At 71.3% G+C, this 23597-nt stretch carries 23 protein-coding genes; 14 read left to right on the top strand and 9 right to left on the bottom strand.

Going from position 1 to position 23597, the window contains the following annotated elements:
• Positions 1-6: 6 nt before the first annotated feature.
• The gene (locus ACJMNC_RS03475) at positions 7-528 is read left to right on the top strand and encodes a gamma carbonic anhydrase family protein (RefSeq protein WP_408946553.1); all 522 of its coding nucleotides are present in this window, start codon (positions 7-9) and stop codon (positions 526-528) included.
• Entirely contained in the window at positions 528-1202 is a 675-nt protein-coding gene (locus ACJMNC_RS03470) for a uracil-DNA glycosylase (RefSeq protein ID WP_408946552.1), read from the top strand. The genes ACJMNC_RS03475 and ACJMNC_RS03470 overlap by 1 nt, the downstream gene beginning before the upstream one ends.
• Before the next feature lie 31 nt (positions 1203-1233).
• Here ACJMNC_RS03470 and ACJMNC_RS03465 read toward each other — a convergent pair whose 3' ends face one another.
• Together ACJMNC_RS03465 and rpmB are read right to left on the bottom strand one after the other, a co-directional pair.
• On the bottom strand, positions 1234-2025 hold the full coding sequence (locus tag ACJMNC_RS03465; protein ID WP_408946551.1) for an enoyl-CoA hydratase/isomerase family protein: 792 nt from the start codon (positions 2023-2025) through the stop codon (positions 1234-1236).
• A gap of 90 nt (positions 2026-2115) precedes the next feature.
• A complete protein-coding gene (gene rpmB / locus ACJMNC_RS03460; RefSeq protein ID WP_408946550.1) occupies positions 2116-2307 on the bottom strand; it encodes a 50S ribosomal protein L28 in 192 nt (63 codons plus the stop codon).
• 268 nt (positions 2308-2575) lie between these two features.
• On the opposite strand from rpmB, the gene ACJMNC_RS03455 reads away from it, so the two are divergent.
• Both ACJMNC_RS03455 and recG read left to right on the top strand, forming a co-directional pair.
• Positions 2576-4228, top strand: a complete 1653-nt coding sequence (locus ACJMNC_RS03455) for a DAK2 domain-containing protein (RefSeq protein ID WP_408946549.1) — start codon at positions 2576-2578, stop codon at positions 4226-4228.
• Positions 4229-4230: 2 nt separating this feature from the next.
• On the top strand, positions 4231-6474 hold the full coding sequence (recG, locus tag ACJMNC_RS03450) for an ATP-dependent DNA helicase RecG (RefSeq protein WP_408946548.1): 2244 nt from the start codon (positions 4231-4233) through the stop codon (positions 6472-6474).
• Positions 6475-6568: 94 nt separating this feature from the next.
• Here the strand turns inward: recG and ACJMNC_RS03445 are convergent, their stop codons facing one another.
• From ACJMNC_RS03445 to ACJMNC_RS03430, 4 genes are all read right to left on the bottom strand, one after another.
• Positions 6569-7183 (bottom strand): response regulator, encoded by a 615-nt coding sequence (locus tag ACJMNC_RS03445; RefSeq protein WP_408946547.1) that lies wholly within the window; start codon positions 7181-7183, stop codon positions 6569-6571.
• Complete coding sequence (locus ACJMNC_RS03440) at positions 7180-8367, bottom strand: histidine kinase (protein ID WP_408946546.1); 1188 nt, start codon at positions 8365-8367, stop codon at positions 7180-7182. The genes ACJMNC_RS03445 and ACJMNC_RS03440 overlap by 4 nt, the downstream gene beginning before the upstream one ends.
• Positions 8364-9164: an ABC transporter permease gene (locus ACJMNC_RS03435; protein WP_408946545.1), complete on the bottom strand. Its 801-nt coding sequence runs from the start codon at positions 9162-9164 to the stop codon at positions 8364-8366. The genes ACJMNC_RS03440 and ACJMNC_RS03435 overlap by 4 nt, the downstream gene beginning before the upstream one ends.
• Positions 9165-9256: 92 nt before the next feature.
• The gene (locus tag ACJMNC_RS03430; RefSeq protein ID WP_408946544.1) at positions 9257-10171 is read right to left on the bottom strand and encodes an ABC transporter ATP-binding protein; all 915 of its coding nucleotides are present in this window, start codon (positions 10169-10171) and stop codon (positions 9257-9259) included.
• 324 nt (positions 10172-10495) lie between these two features.
• Here ACJMNC_RS03430 and ACJMNC_RS03425 point away from each other — a divergent pair, with 324 nt between their 5' ends.
• The 8 genes from ACJMNC_RS03425 to octT all read left to right on the top strand — a co-directional run bounded on the left by ACJMNC_RS03425 (position 10496) and on the right by octT (position 17549).
• Positions 10496-11251, top strand: coding sequence for an HNH endonuclease family protein (locus tag ACJMNC_RS03425; RefSeq protein WP_408946543.1), 756 nt, complete (start codon positions 10496-10498; stop codon positions 11249-11251).
• A gap of 67 nt (positions 11252-11318) precedes the next feature.
• Positions 11319-12605, top strand: a complete 1287-nt coding sequence (locus ACJMNC_RS03420) for a glutamate-5-semialdehyde dehydrogenase (RefSeq protein ID WP_408946542.1) — start codon at positions 11319-11321, stop codon at positions 12603-12605.
• Positions 12566-13501, top strand: a complete 936-nt coding sequence (locus ACJMNC_RS03415; protein WP_408946541.1) for an AAA family ATPase — start codon at positions 12566-12568, stop codon at positions 13499-13501. The genes ACJMNC_RS03420 and ACJMNC_RS03415 overlap by 40 nt, the downstream gene beginning before the upstream one ends.
• A 3-nt stretch (positions 13502-13504) precedes the next feature.
• Positions 13505-14908 carry a vWA domain-containing protein gene (locus tag ACJMNC_RS03410; protein ID WP_408946540.1) on the top strand — a complete coding sequence of 468 codons (1404 nt, stop codon included), beginning with the start codon at positions 13505-13507 and terminating at the stop codon, positions 14906-14908.
• Positions 14909-14966: 58 nt separating this feature from the next.
• Positions 14967-15680: a nicotinate-nucleotide adenylyltransferase gene (nadD, locus tag ACJMNC_RS03405; RefSeq protein WP_408946539.1), complete on the top strand. Its 714-nt coding sequence runs from the start codon at positions 14967-14969 to the stop codon at positions 15678-15680.
• Positions 15677-16096, top strand: coding sequence for a ribosome silencing factor (rsfS, locus tag ACJMNC_RS03400; protein ID WP_408946538.1), 420 nt, complete (start codon positions 15677-15679; stop codon positions 16094-16096). Before nadD ends, rsfS begins: the two co-directional genes overlap by 4 nt.
• Positions 16093-16806, top strand: coding sequence for a histidine phosphatase family protein (locus ACJMNC_RS03395; protein WP_408946537.1), 714 nt, complete (start codon positions 16093-16095; stop codon positions 16804-16806). The genes rsfS and ACJMNC_RS03395 overlap by 4 nt, the downstream gene beginning before the upstream one ends.
• 5 nt (positions 16807-16811) lie before the next feature.
• Positions 16812-17549, top strand: a complete 738-nt coding sequence (gene octT / locus ACJMNC_RS03390) for a diglucosylglycerate octanoyltransferase (RefSeq protein ID WP_408946765.1) — start codon at positions 16812-16814, stop codon at positions 17547-17549.
• Between the two features lie 45 nt (positions 17550-17594).
• Here octT and ACJMNC_RS03385 read toward each other — a convergent pair whose 3' ends face one another.
• On the bottom strand, positions 17595-18818 hold the full coding sequence (locus ACJMNC_RS03385; RefSeq protein WP_408946764.1) for an IS110 family transposase: 1224 nt from the start codon (positions 18816-18818) through the stop codon (positions 17595-17597).
• A gap of 257 nt (positions 18819-19075) precedes the next feature.
• Entirely contained in the window at positions 19076-19924 is an 849-nt protein-coding gene (locus ACJMNC_RS03380) for a DegV family protein (protein WP_408946536.1), read from the bottom strand.
• Between the two features lie 155 nt (positions 19925-20079).
• Between ACJMNC_RS03380 and ACJMNC_RS03375 the strand changes: the two genes are divergently transcribed.
• A complete protein-coding gene (locus tag ACJMNC_RS03375) occupies positions 20080-21171 on the top strand; it encodes a helix-hairpin-helix domain-containing protein (protein WP_408946535.1) in 1092 nt (363 codons plus the stop codon).
• A 35-nt stretch (positions 21172-21206) separates the two neighbouring features.
• The gene (locus ACJMNC_RS03370) at positions 21207-22676 is read left to right on the top strand and encodes a ComEC/Rec2 family competence protein (RefSeq protein WP_408946534.1); all 1470 of its coding nucleotides are present in this window, start codon (positions 21207-21209) and stop codon (positions 22674-22676) included.
• 174 nt (positions 22677-22850) lie between these two features.
• Here ACJMNC_RS03370 and ACJMNC_RS03365 read toward each other — a convergent pair whose 3' ends face one another.
• Entirely contained in the window at positions 22851-23444 is a 594-nt protein-coding gene (locus tag ACJMNC_RS03365) for an Ltp family lipoprotein (RefSeq protein WP_408946533.1), read from the bottom strand.
• Positions 23445-23597: the final 153 nt, after the last annotated feature.

The raw sequence follows: 23597 nt of genomic DNA, 5'->3' as shown, positions 1-23597 counted from the left end.
CGACGCATGGCTGTTTATGCGCTCGGTGAGCGGGAACCCGTTCTGGGGAAGGACGTCTACGTCCACCCGGACGCCACGGTGATCGGCGCGGTCACCCTCGCCGACGGGGTGTCGGTGTGGCCCGGGGCGGTGTTGCGCGGCGACTACGGCACCATCTCGGTGGGCGAGCGCAGCAATATCCAGGACGGCACCGTCATCCACTGCACGGTGGTCGATGCGACGGTGATCGGCGCCCGCTGCGTGGTGGGCCACAATGCGCACATCGAAGGCGCCACGATCGGCGACGACGTGCTGGTGGCCTCCGGCTCGGTGGTGCTCAACGGTTCGGTGATCGGCTCCGGCTCGGTGATCGGCGCCGGTGCGGTGGTGCCCTACGGGGCGCAGATCCCGGAGCGGTCGATGGCGCTCGGCGTCCCGGCCAAGGTGCGCGAGGGGCACGTGGTGAAGGAGGGGCACCTCGACCTGAACGTGGACCTGTACGCGGAGAACGCCAGGTACTACGCGCAGAACCTGCGGCGGCTGGACTGATGGCGGCTCCGCTGGCGGATCTGATCGATCCGGGCTGGGCGCGGGCGCTGGCCCCGGTGGAGGCGCAGATCGCCGCGATGGGCGACTTCCTGCGTGCCGAACTGGCGGCCGGCCGCCGCTATCTGCCGGCCGGGCAGCATGTGCTGCGCGCCTTCACCCGGCCCTTCGATCAGGTGCGGGTGCTGATCGTCGGCCAGGATCCGTATCCCACCCCCGGCCATGCGGTGGGTCTGAGTTTTTCGGTGGCGCCCGAGGTGACGCCGGTGCCGCGTTCGCTGCAGAACATCTACACCGAGTACTCCGAGGATCTGGGACTGCCGCGGCCGCGCACCGGCGATCTGACGCCGTGGGCCGACCAGGGGGTGCTGCTGCTCAACCGGGTGCTCACGGTGGCGCCCGGGGAGGCCGGCTCGCACCGCGGCAAGGGCTGGGAGGCGGTCACCGAATGCGCCATCAAAGCCCTCGCCGCCCGGGACGAGCCGTTGGTGGCGATCCTGTGGGGCAACGACGCCCGGCGACTGCAGCAGTGGCTGCCGGACGTGCCGGTGATCGCCTCGCCGCATCCGTCGCCGCTGTCGGCCTCGCGCGGCTTCTTCGGGTCCAAGCCGTTCAGCCGGGCCAACGAGGAACTCGCCGATCTCGGCTGCGAGCCGGTGGACTGGCGCCTGCCCTGAGCCCCGCCGGCTCCCCGGCCGGGAACCGGCGTCAGCGCACGCCGCGGAAGTCCGGGGCGCGTTTGGCGACGAAGGCGTCCACGCCTTCGCGGCCCTCGGCGCTGATGCCCAGCTGCGAGATCGACTCGGCCTCCGCGTCGAGCTGGTCGCGCAGGGTGGCGGTCGCGGAGTCGAAGAGCAGCGAGCGGATGGCCGAGATCGATCCGCGCGGCCCGTCGGCCAGCTGCCGGGCGGCCTCCCGGGCGGCCGCCTCGACGTCGGCGTCGTCGTCGGTGACCTGCGCCAGGATGCCCAGGTCGAGCGCGGTCTGAGCGTCCAGGGTCTGGTCGGTCATGATGATGGTGCGGGCCCTGCCCAGGCCCACGATCCGGGGCAGCATCCACGACATCCCGCCGTCGGGCGAGAGGCCGATACCCGGATACGCCGGCCGCATCTTGGTCGACGGTCCGCCGATCGCCAGGTCGGCGTGCAGCACCAGGCTCATGCCGGCGCCGGCCGCCCAGCCCTTGGCCTCGACGACCACCGGCAGCCGGGTGTCGTACAGGGTGCCGAGCAGGGCGTGCAGATCATCGGCGAGCCCACGCAGATAGGCGCGGCGGTCCGGTGCCCCGGCGAACTTCGCGACGTTCCCGCCGGCGCAGAAGTTCTTGCCGGCACCGCGCAGCAGCACCGCACCCACGTCGTCGCCGCCGCGCATCACCGCCTGCAGCCGCTCCTGTGCGGCGAGCACCGCCTCGTGGTCGAGGGCGGTGCCGTTCTCGGCGGTGGAGATGGCGATGGACAGCACGCCGTCCGGGTGCAGGGTGATCAGCTCGTCGGTCATGTACGCGAGTCTAGAAGGCGCCCTGGATGCGCCGATCGCCGCCCGGTGAGAACCGGACGGCGATCGGTGAAGTACTGCTGGTGCGGCGGTTCAGACCAGGGCGGTCTTGCCGGCCTTGAGGCACGAGGTGCACACGTTCTTGCGCTTGCGGTTACCCGGTGCCACCTCGACGCGCACGGACTGGATGTTCGGGTTCCAGCGGCGGTTGGTGCGCCGGTGCGAGTGCGAGACCGACTTGCCGAAACCGGGGCCCTTGCCGCAGATGTCACAAACGGCAGCCATGTCGAACTCCCTTGGTTGAAGTGTTGGTCGTCTGTCCTGCCGGTCCCCGGCGCGCAACGATGCCACCCGGGACAGGCAACCTGACAAGGGTAACCGCCGCGCACGCGCCGCGCCAAATCGTCCCGTCGACCGTGGTGGGTGCGTCGGGCCCGCCGGGTAGTCTGCAGACTAGTCGACGGTGAGTCACAGGCGATGGACGTCAGTCACAGGCGACGGATGAGCATCGGCGAGACACCGACAGGGCGAACGGGCAGAGAGGGGCGCCGGAGTGACACGGACGGGTGGCGCGGGTACCGCGGTCAATCCGGCGCTGATCCGTGACTGGGCGGGCGCCTGCTCGACCGGCCTGGCCGAGATGCGCGGCGAGATCAACGACCTCAACGTCTTCCCGATCCCGGACGCCGACACCGGCTCCAATATGGCGTTCACCATGGCCGGGGCCGCCGCGGCGCTCGACGAGCTGCCGCCGGACGCGACGCTGCCGGTGCTGATGCGGGCGATGGCCGACGGTGCGGTGGCCAGCGCCCGCGGGAACTCCGGCATCATCGTCTCGCAGATCCTGATCGGCTTTGCCGACGCGGTCGACCTGGCCGTGGCCGACGGCGACGGCAGCTTCAACCGGATGTACGCGAGCGGACTGCGGCTGGCCGCACTCGGCGCCCGGCGGGCGGTGAGCCAGCCCCGCGAGGGCACGGTGCTGACGCTGCTGACCGTGGCCGCAGACACCGCCGCCGCGCAGGTCTCCGGTTCGGCGGCCGATCTGGTGCGCGCCGTGGCCGACGACTGCGCCGAAGCCCTCGAGCGCACCCCCGAGCAGATGATCGAGCTGGCCAACGCCGGTGTGGTCGATGCCGGGGCGCGGGGATTCCTGGTGATGGCCGACGCGCTGGTGCTGGTACTCACCGGGGTGGCCAACCGCCGCCGCATCTACCGCGGCACCCTCACCGATTCGGTGGCCGACGCGCACGGCGAGTGCTCGGGGGCCGGCGACACCGACTTCGAGGTGATGTACCAGCTGTCGGCGGCCGACGGCACCCGCATCGGCGAGCTGCGCGAGCGACTCACCGGACTGGGCGATTCGGTGGTGATCGTCGGCGACAGCTCCACCGACTCCGAACGGTTCTCGGTGCACGTGCACACCGACGTTCCCGGGGAGGCGGTTGAGGCCGGGCTCGAACTCGGCCGGCTCAGCGACATCCGCATCAGCTGCTTCCTGCTCGACGAGATGCGCTCGGCGCCCGGCGCCAACGAGCCGCCGCCCCGCTTCAAGCGTTCGGTCCTGGTACTGGCGCAGGGAGAGGGCGCCGAGGAGATCTTCACCGAGGCCGGCGCGGTGGTGGTGCGCGCCGATCACGGTCTGCACCCGGCCACCCTGGCCAAGGCGGTGCGCGGCACCGACAGTGCGCACACCGTGGTGATGGGCAACGGCATGGTGTCCTCGCAGGATCTGGTGTCGGTGGGGGCCGAGGCGCGGTCGGCGCAGCGCTCGCTGGTCTTCCTGCCCACGCTGTCGATGGCGCAGTGCCTGGCGGCGATGGCCGTGCACGATCCGGGGGCCTCCGCCGACGTGGACGCCTTCGCGATGGCTGCGGCGGCGGCCGCCACCCGCTGGGGTTCGCTGCAGCGGTCGATGAGCAAGATGATGACGCTGGCCGGGACCTGCGAGATCGGCGACACCCTGGGGCTGGTGGGTTCGGATGTGCTGGTGATCGCGCCGCAGCAGGCCGGGGCGGCCACGGCACTGATCGACCTTCTGCTGGCCACCGGCGGCGAGATGGTGACCATCCTGGCCGGGGCCGGACTCGACGACCAGGCGCGCGAGGCGATCGCCCAACATCTGCGTTCGAGCTATCCGGGTATCGAGCTGGCGATGTACGAGGGCGGACAGTCCTGCGATCTGCTGCAGATCGGCGTCGAATAGTCATGGCCCGCGACGACGATCAGCGCATCGCGGTGATCACCTACGGGACCGAGCTGAGCCAGACCCGGATCGAACCGGCGCTGGTCGGCAAGCTGGCCGGGCTGGAGCTGCGCACCGTCGGAGACCTGCTCCGCTACGTGCCGCGCCGCTATGTGCGTCACGGTCAGAGCGGCGCGGACGAACTGCCGGCCGAGGGCGACTACTTGACGGTGGTCGGTCAGGTGATGCGCACCGAGGTGGTGCCGATGAAGAAGCGCAGCGGCCGGTTCCTCAAGGTCCAGGTGTCCGACGGACAGCGCACCTACTCGGCCAGCTTCTTCAACTCCGCCAAGTGGATGGCCGGCAAGTTCCCGGCCGGGACCCGGGTGGTGCTGGCCGGCACCGTCAAGATCTTCCGCGGCCAGATCCAGCTGTCCCATCCGGACTGGCTGATCCTGCCCGACAACGGCGGGGACCGGGTGGTGGGCAGCGGCATGCTCACCGACATGTACGACGAGGAGGGGTTCACCGGCGGCGACGAGTCCGCCGAGGACGCCAACAGCTATCTGCGCGAGATCGTGCCGATGTACCCGGCCACCAAGGATGTGCAGACCTGGCAGATCTGGCGAGCGGTGCGCACCGTGCTCAAAGACCTCGCCCCGATCCCCGATGCGCTCAGCGAACAGCAGCGCCGCGACCGCGGCCTGATCACCAGCGACGAGGCGATCACGCGCATCCATCTGCCCGAGAGCCAGCAGGACATCGACGATGCCGCGGCCCGGCTGAAGTTCGACGAGGCGCTGGCGGTGCAGACCGCGCTCGCCCAGAACCGGGTGGCGGCCGGCACCGAGTCGGCGCACGCCTGCCCGCATGTGCCCGGTGGGCTCGAGGACCAGCTGGCGGCCGCGCTGCCCTTCGAACTGACCGCGGGCCAGCGGCGGGTGATCGACGAGATCGGCGCGGACATCGGCACCGAGCACCCGATGAACCGGCTGCTGCAGGGCGAGGTGGGTTCGGGTAAGACGCTGGTCTCGCTGCTGGCCATGCTGCGGGTGGTCGACAACGGGCACCAGTGCGCCATTCTGGCGCCCACCGAGGTGCTCGCCGCCCAGCACTACCGCACCGTGATGACCATGCTCGGCGACCTGGCCCGCGGCGGGGAGCTCGGCGCCCCGGACGGGGCCACCTCGGCGGTGCTGCTGACCGGCTCGATGAAGACCGCGGGCAAGAAGCAGACGCTGCTCGACATCGTCACCGGCCAGGCCGGCATCGTCGTCGGCACGCACGCCCTGCTCGAGGACAACGTGGACTTCTTCGATCTGGGCATGGTGGTCGTCGACGAGCAGCACCGGTTCGGCGTGGAGCAACGGGATGTGTTGCGCGCCAAGGGAAGGCTCAACCGGCCGCACTTCCTGGTGATGACCGCCACGCCCATCCCGCGGACCGTCGCGATGATCACCTTCGGCGACCTGGAGACCTCCGCGCTCACCGAGCTGCCGCGCGGCCGGCAGCCCATCGCCACCAGCGTGGTGCCGATGGGCAAGCAGGCCTGGATGCGCCGGGTGTGGGAGCGCTCCCGCGAGGAGATCGACGCCGGCCGGCAGGTGTACGTGGTGTGCCCGCGGATCGGCGACGAGAAGAACGAGCCGGAGCAGGAGATGGCTGCGGTCCTCGACACCTGGCAGGAACTGTCCACCGGCGAGCTCGCCGACTACCGGGTGGACTACCTGCACGGCCGGCTTCCCGCCGACGAGAAGAACGAGGTGATGGACCGGTTCTCCGCCGGGGAGCTGGACGTACTGGTGGCCACCACCGTCATCGAGGTGGGCGTGGACGTGCCCAACGCCACCACCATGGTGATCATGAACGCCGAACGTTTCGGCGTGAGTCAGCTGCACCAGCTGCGCGGCCGCGTGGGCCGCGGTGCACACGCCGGGCTGTGCCTGCTGGTCACCGCCGCGGGGGAGGGGTCGAATGCGCGGGCCCGCCTGGATGCGGTGGCCGCCACCAACGACGGTTTCGAACTGGCCAGGGTCGACCTGATGCAGCGACGGGAGGGCGACGTGCTCGGCGCCGCGCAGTCCGGCGGCGCCTCGTCGCTGCACTTCCTGTCCCTGCTCGACGACGCCGACGTGATCGCCGACGCCCGTGAGCTGGCCACCGCGATCGTCACCGACGACCTGACGCTGATCAGCCATCCCGCGCTGGCCGATCTGGTGGACTCGATCCTGCTGCCCTCCAAGGTGGGCTATCTGGAGAAGTCCTGACCGCTGCTCCGAAGTGCACCGGGACGACGGCACGGTCGAGACCGGCACCGGCAGCACACCCTGCACGAGCTGGTCGCGCTGAGCTGACCGTCCCTCAGATCCAGCCGCGTTCGCGGGCCAGCCGGGCGGCCTCGGCGCGGGTGCCGGCCCCGGTCTTGCCGATCGCCGACGAGAGATGGTTGCGCACCGTGCCCGGCGACAGATGCACCTGCGCGGCGACGGCGGCCACCGTCGCACCGGACAGCGCGGCGCGCAGGACCTCGGATTCGCGTGGGGTGAGCGGTGATTCGCCGGTCGCCAGGCTCTCGGTGGCCAGCGTCGGATCGATCACCCGCAGCCCGGCGTGCACCCGGCGCACCGCTTCGGCGAGCTCGTCGGCCGGGGTGTCCTTGACCACGAAGCCCGAGGCGCCGGCCTCGATCGCGCGGCGCAGATAGCCGGGCCGGCCGAAGGTGGTGACGATCAGGCTGCGCACCTCGGGCAGCGCCGCGTGCAGCGCGGCCGCGGCGTCGATGCCGTCGGCGCCGGGCATCTCGATGTCGAGCAGGCACACCTGGGCGCCGGCGGTGCGGGCCGCGTCGACCACCTCGTCGCCGCGGCCCACCTGCGCCACGACGCTCAGATCGTTCTCCAGATCCAGCAGAGCGGCCAGGGCGCCGCGCACCAGGGCCTGATCGTCGGCCAGCAGCAGCCGGATGGGTTCGCTCACGCGTCGTCTCCCGTCTCGTCCGGGGCGGTGGCGGTGATCGTCGTTCCGCCTGCGCCGGAGGCGATCTCCAGCCGGCCGCCGGCGTCGCCGACGCGCTCGCGCAGCCCCTGGAGGCCGTTGCCGGTCCGTTCCGGGTCCATGCCGCGGCCGTCGTCGGCGATCCGGATGCGTCCGGCCGTCACGGTCACCGTGCACCGGCTCGCACCGGAGTGGCGGACTACATTGGTGACCGCTTCGCGCAGGACCCAGGCGAACAGGTCGTCGTGGGGTCCGCCGGGGGCGGCGGGCGGAAGGTCGGCGGTGACACCGGCGGCGCGCAGGGCGCTTTCGGCGGCGGCGAGCCCGCTGGGCAGGTCGGGGCTGCGCAGCTGGCCGACGGTGGCGCGGACCTGGGCGAGGGATTCGCGGGCGAGCTGATTCACCTCCGCCAGTTCGGTGCGGGCGCGCTGCGGGTCGCGGTCGAGGAGCTTCCCGGCGAGCTCGCTCTTGACGCTGATCACGGTGAGCGAGTGCCCCAGGATGTCGTGCACGTCGCGGGCCACCCGCTCGCGTTCGGCGACCACCGCGAGCCGGGCGTTCAACTCGCGCTGCCGCTGCTCGGCGTACTCCCGGTCCTGTTCGCGCTGCGCCATCGCGCGGAAGCCCAGCAGGGTGAAGCCCACGCACACCAGGATCACCAGCACCGACAGGTCCAGCTCCCAGTCGCTGACGGCGGGCAGCAGCACCGAGAGCACGATGATCGCCGCGACGGTCACCGCCGCCCACAGCGTCGGAAAGGTGAAGGCGGCCACCGCCATCAGGAACGGTCCCAGGCCGAAGGCGTTCTCGCCGATGATCGGCAGCATGGCCCCGGTCAGCACCACCAGCGGCAGGATCACCCAGGCGTTGCGGCCGGTGATCTCCGCCCGCGGATTGATCACGTAGACGCTGAGCAGCAGGTAGACGACGGCGAAGACGGCGAGAATCAGAAAGCCGAGCGCCTTGACCTCAGGCGGCCGGTCGGCGGTGGCCACCGAGCTGATCGGATATGCCAGGAACAGCAGCCAGATGGCCGAGTACAGCCAGCGCAGGTCGCGCCACTGCGCCCACCGCACCTCGGGGGCGGTGGGCGACGGCGGGGCGGGCTGCGGGTCGATGACGGGATCCTCCGGAATCGTCGGGGCGCGGTGGGCCGGTGCGGTCACTGCCGGCTCGTACTGCGACGGTAGGCGATCGCGGCGCCGGCCACGAACAGGCCGGCCCAGACGATCAGATTCAGGATCGGGACCCACAGGGCGACGTGCTCGTCGTAGGCGGTGTCGCCGTGGTCGAGCGGGTACCGGGCCAGGGTCACCACCCCGAACATCGGGGTGAACTGGGCGAAGACCAGCATGGCGCCGCGCACCGGGACGAAGACGTTGCCGGCGAAGGCCAGCAGGGTGAGGATGCCGCCCATCGCCTGCAGGGCGCCGTCCGAGCGCAGCAGCGAGCCGACCAGCAGACCGAACGCGGCGAAGATGCTCGAGGCCAGCCAGCCGATCAGCAGGCAGCCCACCCAGACGGCGAGCGGCGCGTGCGCCCCCGTCGCGGCGCCCACGGCGGTGAGCACCAGCATCGGCAGCAGACTCACCGTCAGTGCCACCGCCAGCTTGGTGAGCACGTATCCGGTGGGGGAGAGCGGGGTCATCAGCAGGGTGCGGGTCCAGCCGGCCTGCTGTTCGATGGCCACCGAGGCGGCGTTGGACGCGGCGGCCATCACGGTGCCGTAGACGGCCATGCCGACGAGCACGTAGAAGGCGACGTTGCCCTCGCCGGCCCGGTCGTCGGTGTTCTGGGTGGCCCCGAAGATCAGGTACATCACGCCGGGCATGATCACGGTGAACAGCAGCGCCCGGCGGTTGCGCAGTACGCGCCGGACGTCCAGGCGCAGATAGGTGCGCGCGGGCAGGGCGGCCGTGGGCCGGGCGGCCTGGGCGAGCGGGGCGGTGGGGGAGGCGGTCATGACGGTCCTTTCCAGGGATACGGTTCGCGGTGGGTCAGGCGGGGTGCCGGTCGGGCAGGTGCTGGTCGGGCAGGTGCTGGTCGGGCGAGGTGTCAGACCGAGGTGAGGGCGACGAAGGCGTCCTCGAGGTCGGGTGCGGCGATCTCCACCTCGCGGGCGGCGGTGGCGGTCAGCAGGGTGCGGGCGAGCGCGTCGGAGTCGTCGGCCATCAGGTAGCTGCGGCCGCCGCGCCGTTCCAGGACCCGGGTGCCGGGCAGTGCCGCGCAGACCGCGGTGAGGCCGTCGTCGTCGACGATCGCCGAGACCACGCGGGCGCCGGCGAGGGTGCGGATCTGGGCGGTGGGTCCGTCGGCGACGATCCGGCCGCCGGCGATCATCACGATGCGGTCGGCGAAGGCGTCGGCCTCTTCGAGGTAGTGGGTGGCGAACAGGACGGTGCGGCCGGCGTCGGCGTCGGCGCGCATGGCGTGCCAGAAGGAGCGCCGCGATTCGACGTCCATGCCGGCGGTGGGCTCGTCGAGGATGATCAGATCCGGGTCGGAGAGGGTGGCGATCGCGAACTTGAGGCGCTGCTGTTCACCGCCCGAGCAGCGGGAGACGCGGCGGCCGGCCAGGTCGGCGATCCCGGCCCGCTGCAGCACCGGGCCGGTCCGCTCGGGGCAGCCGTGCAGTGAGGCGACGATCTGCACGGACTCTTCGACGGTGAAGTCCGGCAGCAGCCCGCCGGTCTGCGCGATGAGCGCCATGCTGCCCGACGCGGCGGCGGCCCGGGGCTCGCGGCCGTAGACCTCGACCCGCCCGGAGTCGGGGCGGGTGAAGCCGGCGATCATGTCGATGGTGGTGGTCTTGCCGGCCCCGTTCGGGCCGAGGAAGGCGACGACCTCACCGGGCTGGACGCTCAGCGACAGACCGTCGACGGCGGTGACCCGGCCTCCGCCGGAGTCGCGGAAGGATTTGACGAGATTCTCGGCGTGCAGGGCGGCGGTGGGCGCGGTGTTCGTGGTCATGCTTCGACGATCCCGTGATCGGCGGCGGCGGACCCAGCGCAGATGTCATCGATTGCCCATGACCTTTGTCATGGGTCCAGGGCGTGCGGGCCGTCGTTCGGGCGTCGTCACCTCCCCGAGCGCACCGAACCTCCCCGAGCTCACCCATGTCGTCGACAGCACCGGGCCATCGTTCTGACGTTCTAATCCATGCGTGCGCCGGATGTTCGCACGAGCGTTCGGGTAAACGTGCCTCTGGTGCGCGCGCGAGCGAAGGACACGCAGGTCACAGCGGTATGGAACCCGATCGTGAGCGGCTGCGTCTAATAGGGTGGAGGAGAACGAATGAGGATCAGGACGCGCCTGCTGCTCCGGTGGCGGGAGTGGGAGCTGCGCCGACGCCCGGGCCGGAGCCGGCTCACCGGAACGCACTGGGCGGTGCTCGCCGGGTTCGCCGCCACCGCGGTCTTCGTGGCATCGGCCCTCGGCCCGCCCGAGCCGCCGTCGCCGGTCGATCCGGGGCTGGTGAGCACCGCCCGGCAACGGCTGTCGGTGGTGCCGGTGCTGCCGAGCCGGCCGGCGCACCGCAGCGATTACCGGCGTGAGGCCTTCGGGCCGGCCTGGACCGACGACGCGGGGATCGGCGGCTCGGGCAACGGCTGCGACACCCGCAACGACGTCCTCGCCCGGGACCTGCAGGTCACGGCCCGCACGCCGACGTCCTCGTGTCCGACCGCGGTGGCCGCAGGCCGGCTGCGCAGCCCGTACACCGGCGCCGACCTGGTCTTCCGGCGCGGACGCGGCTCGGCGGCGGTCCAGATCGATCATGTGGTGCCGCTGTCCTACGCCTGGGACATGGGCGCCTGGTCGTGGACCGCGGCCACCCGCACCGCGCTGGCCAACGATCCGGCCAATCTGCTCGCCGTGGACGCGGCCAGCAACCAGGCCAAATCCGATGCCGAACCCGCACGCTGGATGCCTGCGCTGCGCGGTTTCCGCTGTCCGTACGCCGTGCAGTTCGTCGCCGTCCTCAGCGCTTACCGGCTGCCCGTCGACGAACCCTCGCGGCGGGTGCTGGCCTCGGCGCTCGAACGCTGCTGAGTCCGCGCGGGACGGTCGGGGCCGTTGGGTGACCGCGCCGCATCCCGGCGTGAGTAACCTGGAGGCCATGAGTGCTCCCACCACCCAGGCGCCGGTGACTGCGACGGACGACGCCGCCATCACCGCCACCGTCACCGAGCAGGCCCGCGCCGGTAAGCGGGCGGCCCGCCGGCTGGCCACCCTGACCACCGATCAGAAGAACACGGTGCTGCTGGCCGCGGCCGACGCGATCGACGCCGCCGCCGACACCGTGCTGGCCGCCAACGCCGAGGACGTGGCCCGCGCCGAGGACGCCGGCACCGAGGCCAGCCTCGTCGACCGGCTGCGGCTCACCGGAGCCCGGATCGCCGGCATCACCGGGGGACTGCGCCAGGTCGCCGCACTCCCGGATCCGATCGGGGAGGTCGTCCAGGGCAAGACCCTGCCGAACGGCCTGGAGCTGCGGCAGTTGCGGGTGCCGCTGGGCGTGGTGGGCTTCGTCTACGAGGCCCGGCCCAATGTGACGGTCGACGGCTTCGGCATCTCCTTCAAGTCCGGCAACGCGGTGCTGCTGCGCGGTTCGTCGTCGGCGGCCGCATCCAACGCCGCCCTGGTGGAGATCCTGCGCTCGGTGCTCAGCAAGCACGGGCTGGACCCGGACGTGGTCAACCTGCTGCCCAGCGAATCCCGGACCAGCGTCACCGCGCTCATTCAGGCCCGCGGGCTGGTGGACGTGGTGATCCCGCGCGGCGGCGCCGGCCTGATCGCCACCGTCGTGGAGAACGCCACCGTGCCCACCATCGAGACCGGCACCGGCAACTGCCACATCTACGTGCACTCCGCCGCCGACGTCGACACCGCCACCCGGGTGATCGTCAACGCCAAGACCCGCCGGCCCAGCGTCTGCAACACCGTCGAGACGGTGCTCGTCGACCGGGCCGTCGCCGGCGCCGCACTCGAGCCGATCACCTCGGCCCTGCAGGCCGAGGGCGTGGTGCTGCACGGCGAGGAGGCGGGCATGCTGCCGGCCACCGAGGACGACTGGCATGCGGAGTACCTGTCGCTGGACCTCGCGGTGAAGGTGGTCGACGGACTCGACGCCGCGATCGACCACATCGACACCTACGGCACCGGACACACCGAGGCCATCATCACCGGCGACCTGGCGGCCGCCCGCGAGTTCACCACCCGGGTCGACGCCGCGGCCGTGATGGTCAACGCCTCCACCGCTTTCACCGACGGCGAGCAGTTCGGTTTCGGCGCGGAGATCGGCATCTCCACCCAGAAGCTGCACGCCCGTGGGCCGATGGGACTGCCCGAACTCACCTCCACCAAATGGGTGGCGTGGGGCGACGGACAGGTGCGTCCCCGGTGACCGCGCCCGTCGAGCCGAGCTTCAGCTCCGCCGCCGACGTCACCGAGAAGCTCGCCACCACCGGCTATCTGGCCGACGAGGCGACCGCCACGGCCACCTTCCTCGCCGACCGCCTCGGCAAGCCGATGCTGGTGGAGGGCCCGGCCGGGGTCGGCAAGACCGAACTGGCCCGGGCCGTGGCCGGCGCCACCGGCGCCGAGCTGGTCCGGCTCCAGTGCTACGAGGGCATCGACGAGGCCCGAGCCCTGTACGAGTGGAACCACGCCAAGCAGATCCTGGCCATTCAGGCCGGGCGGCAACAGGATTGGGACGCCACCAAGCAGAACATCTTCTCCGAGGAGTTCCTGCTGGCCCGGCCGCTGCTCACCGCCATCTCCCGCACCGAACCCACGGTGCTGCTGATCGACGAGATCGACAAGGCCGACGTCGACATCGAAGGCCTGCTGCTCGAGGTGCTCAGCGACTTCGCCATCACCATCCCGGAGATGGGCACCGTCGTCGCTCAGCGCCGCCCCATCGTGGTGCTCACCTCCAACGCGAATCGTGAACTCTCCGAGGCGCTCAAACGTCGCTGCCTCTACCTGTACATCGACTTCCCGGACGCGACCCTCGAACGCGAGATCCTCGGATCCCGGGTGCCGGAGCTGCCGCAGTCGCTGGCCACCGAGCTGGTGCGGATCGTCGGCGTGCTGCGCGGTCTGGACGTGCGCAAGAAGCCGTCGGTCGCCGAGACCATCGACTGGGGCAATACGCTGCTGGCGATGACCGGCGGCGACGCCGCCCAGGCGCTCACTCGCGGCAAACTCGACGAGGACCTCATCGCCCGCACCCTCGGTGTGGTCCTCAAGCATCGTCCCGACGTGAAAACCGCTCTGCGCGAACTGAAACTGGGCTGAGCCGTGGCCGCGGACCAGTTGGTGGACAACCTCACCGGCTTCGTCGAGGACCTGCGGTCGCGCGGCATCACCGTGGGGCCGTCCCAGCTGATCGACGCCGGGCAGGCGATGACGGTGCTCGATCTGCTCGACCGCACCAGTCTGCGTGAGGGACTGGCCGCGACCCTGCTGTCCGACCATCTGCACCGGGACACCTTCGACCTGTGCTTCGAACTCTGGTTCCCGCTGGGCGGCACCGCCCGCCGGGAGGCCTTCGAGGTGCCGCGCACCCCCGACGGGAAGGTGGACGTCCCGGCGCTGCGCGAGCTGGCCGCCGACATCCTCGCCGACCCGGAGTCGCAGACCGACGGCCGCTTCGAGCAGCTGGTCGCCTCCATCGTGCAGGAGGTGGGCCGCTACGAGGGCGCTCGCGGTGAGGCCTTCTCGATGTATCAGGCCACCACCGCGGTGTCCCCGCAGACGCTGATCGCCCGGATCGCCGCCGGGATGGCGGCCGGAGTGGACAGCGGCGACCAGCGGCCCGGCACCGACGCACTCACCCGGCGTGCCGCAGGCGAGGCCGCCGAGCGGCTGCGCTCGGCGATCGAGACCGAGGTGCAGCGCCGGATGGCGGCGCTGCGCGGTCGGGAGGAGGTGGGTGCCTACGCGGTGCCGAAGCTGCCCGAGCAGATCGACTTCTTCTCCGCCAACCCACAGGACCTGGCCAAGATGCGCCGCACCATCGACCCGATCGCCCGGCTGCTCGCCGCCAAACTCGAATTCCGCCGGCGCCGCAACAACCACGGTGCGGTCGATGTGCGGTCGACGCTGCGGGCGTCGATGTCCACCGGCGGCGTGCCGATCGACCTGCGCTACCGCAAGCCGCGGCCCGGCAAACCGGAACTCGTGGTGATCTGCGATGTCTCCGGCTCGGTCGCCGGCTTCTCCAGCTTCACCCTGCAGCTGGTGTACGCCCTGCGCCAACAGTTCTCCAACGTCCGGGTGTTCGCCTTCGTCGACACCGTCGACGAGGTGACCGACTACTTCGACCGGTCCAGCGCCGACGACCAGTTCGGCGAGCGCATGCGCACCATGCTGACCCAGGCCCGGATCAGCACCCGCGACGGGCATTCGGACTACGGCCACATGCTGCGGGGCTTCGCCGAGAACTATCTCGATTCGCTCACCCACCGCGGGGCGCTGCTGATCCTCGGCGACGCCCGCAACAACTACGCGCGCGCCAGCACCGACGCACTCGCCAGCCTGCGCGACCGGGTGCGCAACGCCTACTGGCTCAACCCGGAGCGGCGCGAGCACTGGGACACCGGCGACTCGATCGCCGGCCGCTACGCCGACGTGATCGAGATGTTCGAGTGCCGCAACGCCGACCAGCTGGCCTCGGTGATCTCTGAGCTGCTGCCGGTCTGAGACCGTCCGGGCCGGAGCGCCGAAGCGGCCGGGTACCGGCCGGGTAGAGTCAGACGACATGTCCGGAGAAGGTGTCCCCACCGCAGACCGGTCGACGTCGCCGCGCCGCAGACGCCGACTCGGCATCATGGGCGGCACCTTCGATCCCATTCACAACGGGCACCTGGTGGCCGCCAGCGAGGTGGCCGACCAGCTGCGCCTCGACGAGGTCATCTTCGTGCCCACCGGACGGCCCTGGCAGAAGGAGGGCGGCGCGGACGGCAGCCGCACGGTGAGCCCGGCCGAGCATCGCTACCTGATGACGGTCATCGCCACCGCCTCCAACCCGCAGTTCACCGTCAGCCGGGTCGACATCGACCGCGAGGGCGTCACCTACACCGTCGACACCCTGCGCGACATGCGCACCGTCTTCCCCGACGACGAACTGTTCTTCATCACCGGCGCCGATGCGCTCGAAACCATCCTCTCCTGGCAGGATTGGCAGGAACTGTTCGAGCTCGCGAACTTCGTCGGCGTCACCCGGCCCGGCTACGAGCTCGACGCCACCCATCTGGCCGGGGTGCTGGCCACCAAACCGCCCGAGGCGCTGCAGATGCTCGAGATCCCGGCCCTGGCGATCTCGTCGACGGACTGCCGCCGCCGTGCCCGCGCGGGCCGGCCGGTCTGGTATCTGGTGCCCGAAGGGGTGGTGCAGTACATCAGCAAACACGGGCTGTACCGGACCGAACCCGAACGCCGGGATCCCGTGTCGAGAAAGGACCCTCAAGAGTGACCGCAACCGACGAGGCGGCCGCCGCAGCGGCCGTCGCCGCCCACGCCGCCGCCGACCTGAAGGCCACCGACGTGGTGGCCATCGACGTCTCCGAACCGCTGGCGATCACCGACGTCTTCGTCATCGCCTCGGCCGACAACGAGCGTCAGGTCAACGCCATCACCGAAGAGGTCGAAGACAAGATGCGCGAGGCCGGTCATCAGCCGCTGCGCCGCGAGGGCGTCCGCGACGGCCGCTGGGCGCTGCTGGACTACGGCGACGTGGTGGTGCACGTGCAGCACGACGAGGACCGCGGCTTCTACGGCCTCGAACGGCTCTGGAAGGACTGCCCGCAGCTCGAGATCGACGGGCTGCCGAATGCGGATCGTCCGGCCGGCGACGACGAGTCGGACGGAACCGGCGCCGGCCCGGCATGACCTTCGAACCGGATCAGGGCGACACCAGCGTCGAACGGCTCACACCGGTCGTGCGCCGTCTGGTGCTGCTGCGGCACGGTCAGACCGGCTACAACGCCGCCCGCCGGATGCAGGGCCAGCTCGACACCGAACTCTCCGAACTGGGCCGCAGTCAGGCGCAGGTGGCGGGCCGGGCACTGGCCACCCGGGCCCCGCGGCTGATCGTCTCGTCGGATCTTCAACGGGCCCACCACACCGCGCTGGCGCTCGGCGAGGCCGCCGGGCTGCCGGTGGGCGTCGACGAGCGGCTGCGCGAGACCCATCTCGGGCAGTGGCAGGGGATGACCCATCTCGAGGTCGATCAGGCCGCGCCCGGCGCCCGCCGGCACTGGCGCGACGACGCGGGCTGGGCGCCGCCCGGCGGCGAGAGCCGCGTCGAGGTGGCGGCCCGCACCGTGCCGGTGGTCACCGAACTCGTCGAGCAGCAGGACGACTGGGGCCAGGGCGAGCATCCGGAGGCCCCGGTGGTGCTGGTCTCGCACGGCGGTGCCATCGCCGCCCTCACCGCGGGCCTGCTCGGCCTGCCGGTGGCCAACTGGCCGATCTTCGGCGGGCTGGCCAACACCAGCTGGGTCCAGCTGTCCGGGCACAGCCTGCCCGGTGAGCAGCCGGTGTGGCGGCTCGACGTGTGGAACGCCTCCGCCGAATCCGCCGACGAAGGAGTCCAGTAGTGAGCGTGCAGCCCGCGGCGGACGGCCGCGGCACCGGCACGGTGCTGGTGCTCGCCGACTCGCTGTCGTTCTACGGGCCGCGCGGCGGACTGCCCGCCGACGACCCGCAGATCTGGCCCAACCGGGTCGGCGCGGCCGTGGGCCGGCCCGTCGACATGTTCGCCCGCATCGGCTGGACCAGCCGGGACATCTGGTGGGCGGTCACCCAGGATCCGCGGATCTGGGCGGCGCTGCCGCACGCCGACGTGGTGGTGCTGGCCTACGGCGGCATGGATTCGCTGCCCTCGCCGCTGCCGACCGCGCTGCGCGAACAGATCCGCTACCTGCGGCCGTCCGGACTGCGCCGGCGGGTCCGCGGGGTCTACGGCTGGCTGCAGCCGCGGCTGTCGCCGCTGGGCTGGCCGCTGGCGCTGCCGCCGCAGGTGAGCGTGCGGTACTACGAGAAGGTGCGCAGCGCGATCGCCCAGCTGCGGCCCGGGCTGCCGATCGTGGTGGCGCTGCCGCCCACCCACGCCAGCCCGTACTACGGTTTCGCCCACCCGGGCCGGATCCCCACCACCGCGGCGATCGCCGAATGGGCCGCCGCACATGGGCTCCCGACCGTCGACTTCTATCCGATCACCGCCGAGCACTTCAGCGATCCCGGCACCGAGATGAACCCGGACGGCATCCACTGGGGGCTGCGGACGCATGCCGCCATCGCCGACGCGGTGGCGCCGGTCGTCGGCGATCAGCTGCGCTGACCGCGGAGCGGTCGGTCCGGTTCAGACATCCCTGGACGTTTGATGTCAAGCCGCGGCCGTGGTGTGGTGTGCCCAGGCTGTGTCTTGGTGGTAGGTGCTCTGGTGGGTTAGGCAGCCGTGGAGGATGCCGACCAGGCGGTTGGCGAGTTGGCGGAGGGCGGCGTTGTGTTTGACGCCGCGGGCGCGTTGCTGGTCGTAGTATGCGCGGGCGTATTCGTCGTGGAGTAGGGCACAGGAGGCCTGTGAGTGAAGAGCGTCGACGAGCCGGTCGTTGTGCACGAAGCGTGCGGCGACCACCCGTGTTTTGCCTGACTGGCGGGTGATGGGACTGGTCCCGGCGTAGTTCTTGCGGGCTTTGGAGCTGCGGTAGCGTCCGGGGGCGTCCCCGAATTCGGCGAGCACCCGTGCGCCGGTGATCACGCCGAGGCCGGGTTGGCTGGCGATGATCTCAGCGTCCGGGTGCTGGCCAAAATGTGCCTTCACCTCCTGTTCCAGGGCGGAGATCTCCTCGTTGATCACGCTGATCACGGCCACGGTCGAGCGAACCGATGCCGCGTACGCGCTGGTGAGGATCTCCGGTTGCCCGAGGTGCTCGCCGTGGAGGATCTGCTGGATCCGGGCGGCTTTGTCTTCCTTGCGGTGGTATCCCTTGAGCATTGGGAGGATCTGCCGGGCAGTGAGTTTCGCGGCCTTCTGCGGTGTTGCCGCCTTGGCCAGAAGGGCCAGGATCGGGCGGCTGGTCAATGCGAGGTCGAGCTCGGCGCAGACCAGCAGGATCGCCGGGAAGTACTCGCGCAGAGCCGCTCGCAGCCTCAGCATGTGCCGGGTGCGGTCCCAGATCATGCTTTGATGAGCTCGGCTGACCACCTTGATCGCTGCGGCGATCTCGGAGTCACCGCCGGCTTCGCGGAGCTGATGGCGGCGGGTGCGGATCATGTCCGCCAGTGCGTGCGCATCACCCTTATCGCTTTTCGCCCCGGAACTGGAAAGGATCTCGCGGTGGCGATGCGCCTGCCGCGGATCGACGCCGAACACCCGATACCCGGCTGCCAGCAGCGCGTTGACCCACGTGCCGCGATCGACCTCGATGCACACCAGCACATCGCAGGCCTGACCGTCTTCTGGCAGGAACTGGCCGACGAGTTCGCCGAACCCGGCGATCCCAGCGATACCTTCCGGCAATCGCGCCCGCCGCAGGATGCGGCCCTGCTCGTTCTGAACCTCCACGTCGTGGTGGTCTTCTGCCCAATCGTCACCGACGAACAACAGCATCGTCACCGACTCCCTTCCCGATCGCTACCGATGGCAGCCACGCCGAGAAGGCGAGCCGCGAACTAATGGACCAGTGCTCACACCCCGAACTCAGGCCGGGCACGACATCCCATCAGCGATCAACCTCCTGGCCGACTACCAGGGACACGATCTGACCCTAGGGCTCGCGAGCCCAGTCGAGGAGAGTGTTCACCCAGTAGCGGCTACCAGTACCAACTCTGCCGGATCCAATCCGGTGGACTTGGTACTTCCCATTAGTCGAGGGGTTCGAGGCCGCGGCCCACGGTCACACCCACCGCGCCCGGGCCCACGTGCACGCCGAGCACCGGCCCCAGATCCACGATCAGCGACGAGGTGACGTGGGGGAGCCGTTCGAGCGCACCGGCGTGCACCTCGGCCGCCAGCTCCAGAGCCTGGCAGTGCTGCACGGCCAGGGTCACCTCGTCGTCGCCGACGTGCTCGGCGAGCGTGTCGAGCATCCGGTTCACGGCCCGGGTCATGGTGCGCTGACGTTCCTGCAGCGCGAGCACGCCGTCGGCGATGTTGAGGATCGGTTTGATCGCCAGTGCGGAGCCGAGCAGCCGGCTGGCCGCCGAGATGCGGCCGCTGGTGCGCAGATTCTCCAGGGTCTGAACGCAGAGCATCGATTCGGCGGTGGCCGCGGCCCGGATGGCGGCCTCGTAGACGTCGTCGCGGCTCGCACCGGCGTCGGCGGCCTGGGCGGCGGCCAGTGCGGTGAGCCCCACCGAGATTCCGGCCGCACGCGAATCGACCACGCGCAGCTTCTCGCCGAGCTCCTCGGCGACGAGCCGGGCGGCGGCCCAGGTGCCCGAGAGGCGGCGTGACATGTGCACGGCCACCACGCCGTCGCCCTCGCTGCGCTCGATGGCCTCCTGGTACACCTCGATCAGGTCCTGCGGGTTGGCGCCGGAGGTGGTGATGTCCGGCTCCGAGATCACCTGCGGCGGGATGTCGTCGACGCCCTCGAGATACTCGGTGCCGTCCGGCAGCGAGAGGTGCAGCGGAACTTGCACGATGGAGTACCGGTCGGCGACGGTGGCGGGCAGCCGTGCAGACGAATCGGTGACGACGATGACAGGCACCCCTACAACTTAGCTAACACCACACTCGGCCAGTGCAGGGCCGTCGGTCGTCTGATCTCTGCGATTCGGCACCATCTGTGGACAACTCCGGATCATCCACAGCGCGGCCGCGGTCGGGGTGGTGCCGGACGTGCCGCCTTCCTAACGTCACAGACATGGCCAGGAGATCGAGTCACCGCAGTTCAGAGGCCGGACCGGCCGATCCGCTCCAGCGTCTCGCCGCGCCGGCCGAGTCCGGCGACGGCTGGGGCGGCGTCGCCATTCCGGACTGGCTGCGGACCGACGCCGGCCGGGCCGCCTGGACCCGGCACACCGACGACGACGGCGAGGCCGGGTTCGCCGAGGTGCTCGAGCAGGATCGGCCGACCGCCGACGACTGGGACCGGACACTCGACCGCGGGCCCGACTGGGCGCAGGAGCATCACCGGGCCGGGGAACAGCACTGGAACGACGAGCCGGAGGGGGAGGACGGAAGCGACTGGAGCGAGGAGACCGGCTGGGATGAGGAGAGTGGCTGGGACGAGGACGATCCGGAAGCCGCGGACGAGTCCGGCGACGGCTGGCCGGGACCGCGCCGCCGACTGGCCATGCTGCCGCCGGCCGCGATCGGGCTGATCGTGATCGGCGTGCTGGCCTGTGTCTTCGCCGGATACACACTGCTCAAACGCGGTGAACCGGCGGCCCCGGCGGTCGCCTTCCCGGCGTCGGCGGGCATGCCGGCCACAGCGAGTCCGGGGGCGCTGCCGGAGAGTTCGGCGGCACCGGCGCAGATCGTGGTGAGCGTGGCCGGACTGGTGCACACGCCCGGACTGGTGAGGCTCGCACCCGATGCGCGGGTGGCCGATGCGCTCGAACGGGCGGGCGGGGCCGTCGACGGCGCCGACGTGCTCAGCCTGAACCTGGCGCAGCCGCTGCACGACGGCGATCAGGTGCTGGTGGGCAAGGCGGGAAAGGACTCGGTGCGCAGCGCCGTGGTGCCGGCCGGAGAGTCGGCGGGCGGTGCGGGCGGGGCGACGACCGCCGGTGGCGGGGGCGGCGGGTCGTCGCCGGCGGGCAAACCGGATCTGAACACCGCGAGCTCCGCCGAACTCGAGGCGCTGCCCGGGGTGGGGCCGGTGACCGCGCAGAGCATCATCGCGTGGCGGGAGGCGCACGGCCGGTTCACATCGGTGGATCAGCTCGGCGAGGTGGACGGGATCGGGCCGGCGAAGCTGGCCAGGCTGCGCGATCTGGTGACCGTCGGCTGACCGGGCCGGCCGGAGGCGACGGTGACGGGGGAACGGTGACGGGGGATCTGCGGCTGCTGATGCCGGCAGCCGCCAGCTGGCTGACGGTGACGCTGGTGCTGATCACACCGACGGCGCTCGGCGTATCGCTGACCGGGGCGCTGGCGGCGGGGGCCGCGGTGGGGCTGGCGGTGATGACGCGTCCGGGCCGGCGGACGGTGGCGGCGACTCTGGCCGCGGCGTGCGGGTTGTGCGCGGCGGCCGGGGCGGTCACCGTGCTGCGGGTCGTGGCGGCCGAGCAGTCACCGGTGCGGGATGTCGCCGGCAAGACGGCGGTCACCGTCCGGGTGACCGGCGATCCGCTGTACTTCGGCGGTCCGGGCGAGTCCGGCGGACGGTTGCGGCTTCCGGTACGCATCGAGTCGATGGCCGGACGGGCGGTGACCGGGGTGCCGGCGAGCTTGCAGGCCGCGGCCGACGAGTTGACCGATCCGCTTCCGGGCCAGCGGCTTTCGGCGGTGGTCCGGATCCGCCCGCCGGACGGTGGGGCGGCGCAGCGGCTGCAGGCGGCCCGGCTGACCGTGGCCGGTCCGGTGCGGGTGTCCGGGGCGGCCCCGGTGTGGCAGCGCGCTGCCGGGGCCGTGCGGGCGCGGCTGGTGCAGACTGCGGCGGTCGCGCTCGGCGAGAGGGAGGCGGGGCTGCTGCCCGGGCTGGTGCTGGGGGACACGTCCGGGCTGGATCCGGTGCTGCGCGAACACTTCCGGGCGGCCGGTCTGACGCATCTGACGGCGGTGTCCGGGGCGAACTTCTCGCTGGTGATCGGGGCGGTGGTGCTGGGGCTGCGGCTGTGCGGGGCGTCGACGCGGGTGACGGTGGTGCTGGGGCTGATCGCGGTGGTCGGGTTCGTGGTGCTGGTGCGGCCGACCGATTCGGTGTTGCGGGCGGCGGTGATGGGGTCGGTGGGGCTGCTCGGTGCGCTGGCGCAGCGCCGGTCTCAGGCGTTGCCGGCGCTCGGGGCGGCGATCGCCGCGATCATGCTGGTGTGGCCGCAGATGGCGTTGACGCCGGGGTTCGCGTTGTCGGTGGTGGCCACGCTCGGATTGGTGCTGTGGGCGGCGCCGATCCGGCGGTGGCTCACACGCCGCCGGGTACTCGAGCCGCTGGCGGTGCTGGTCGCGATGGCCCTGGCCGCGCAGATCCTCACCACTCCGCTGATCATCGCGATCTCTGATCGGGTTTCGCTGGTCTCGCTGCCGGCCAATCTGCTGGTGGCGCCGGTGGTGGGGATCATCGGGTTGCTCGGCACACTGGCGGCGGTGCTCGGGGCACTCGGGCCGCCGACCGGGTTGCCGTCGTTGGTGGCAGAGCTGTTGCTGCGTGCTGCCGGTCCGGAGATGTGGTGGCTGGTCGAGTGCGCGCAGCGGCTCGGCTCACCGGGCTGGGCGGCACCGGAGGTACCGGGCTGGCAGGCGGCCGGTGTGCTGACCCTGGCCGGGCTCGTCGGCTGGGCTGCGTGGCGTTCCTGACCTCGCGCGGCAGAACACCCGGCCGGCGGGGGCGGGCACGGTCACCACCCGAGCGCTGTCATGACCTTCGCGAGTTGCGGCACCACCGCCGTGCATCGATCGGCCTCGTCCTGATCGGCGAGCGCCTCGACTTTGATCGACAGGACGGTTGCGCCGCGGGCCGCCACACACGCGCTAAGCGCCGGCCTTGGTCGCACCGTACTCGGCCTGCTCGGCCGTGAAGCCCTCGAACTGGAGCTGCTCGACCAGACCCGAGTGCGAAAACGGCGACATGTCCAGGTAGTCCTTCCCCTTGCGGGCCGCCTGCTCATTCCAGTCGACGTCCAGGTTGTTCACCGCCTGCGTCGCCTCACCGGTGGAGTACCCCTCGAACTCGAGCTGCTCGATCAAGCCGCTGCGCGAGAAGCCGGACATGTCCAGATAGTTCTCGGCCTGGCGCTGAGCGTTGGACTTCACGAGCGGAGTGGTCCGGGTCGTGGTCCTGCGGGCGGTCGTCGTCGACGTCGTCGTCTCGTCTGCGGCCTCGATGGGCGCCGTGGCGGTGGCCGACGGCCGCGCGGTCACGGTCTCGGTGACCACGCTCGGGGCTGCGGCCCGTGTGTCGGCGCTCTTCTCCGGCTCACCGCTCTCCGTGACGCCTGCGACGATTCCGATGACGACGAATGCCGCGAGCACACCGCCGACGATCCACGGCCACTTCTTCCGGGGCGCCGGGCCGGGAGGAGGAGCAGGGGTCGGCTCCGGCAGGGGTGCGGTGGGGTAGGCCATGGTTGCGGTCTCTCGCTTTCGTCGTGAATGCCGGATGAACGCGAACTGCCGCAGATGGCGTTGTCGCCCGGATCACGAAGAGTTCGGATGTTCGTACCAGCGGGACTCACGCCGGCCCGCGGACCGTCTGTTCCGGCCGGTCCGCGCGGCGCG

Source organism: Gordonia sp. VNK21, assembly GCF_046098115.1.
Lineage (GTDB): Bacteria > Actinomycetota > Actinomycetes > Mycobacteriales > Mycobacteriaceae > Gordonia.
The sequence above is the reverse complement of the archived record's forward strand: the minus strand, read 5'-3'. Positions and strand labels throughout refer to the sequence as shown.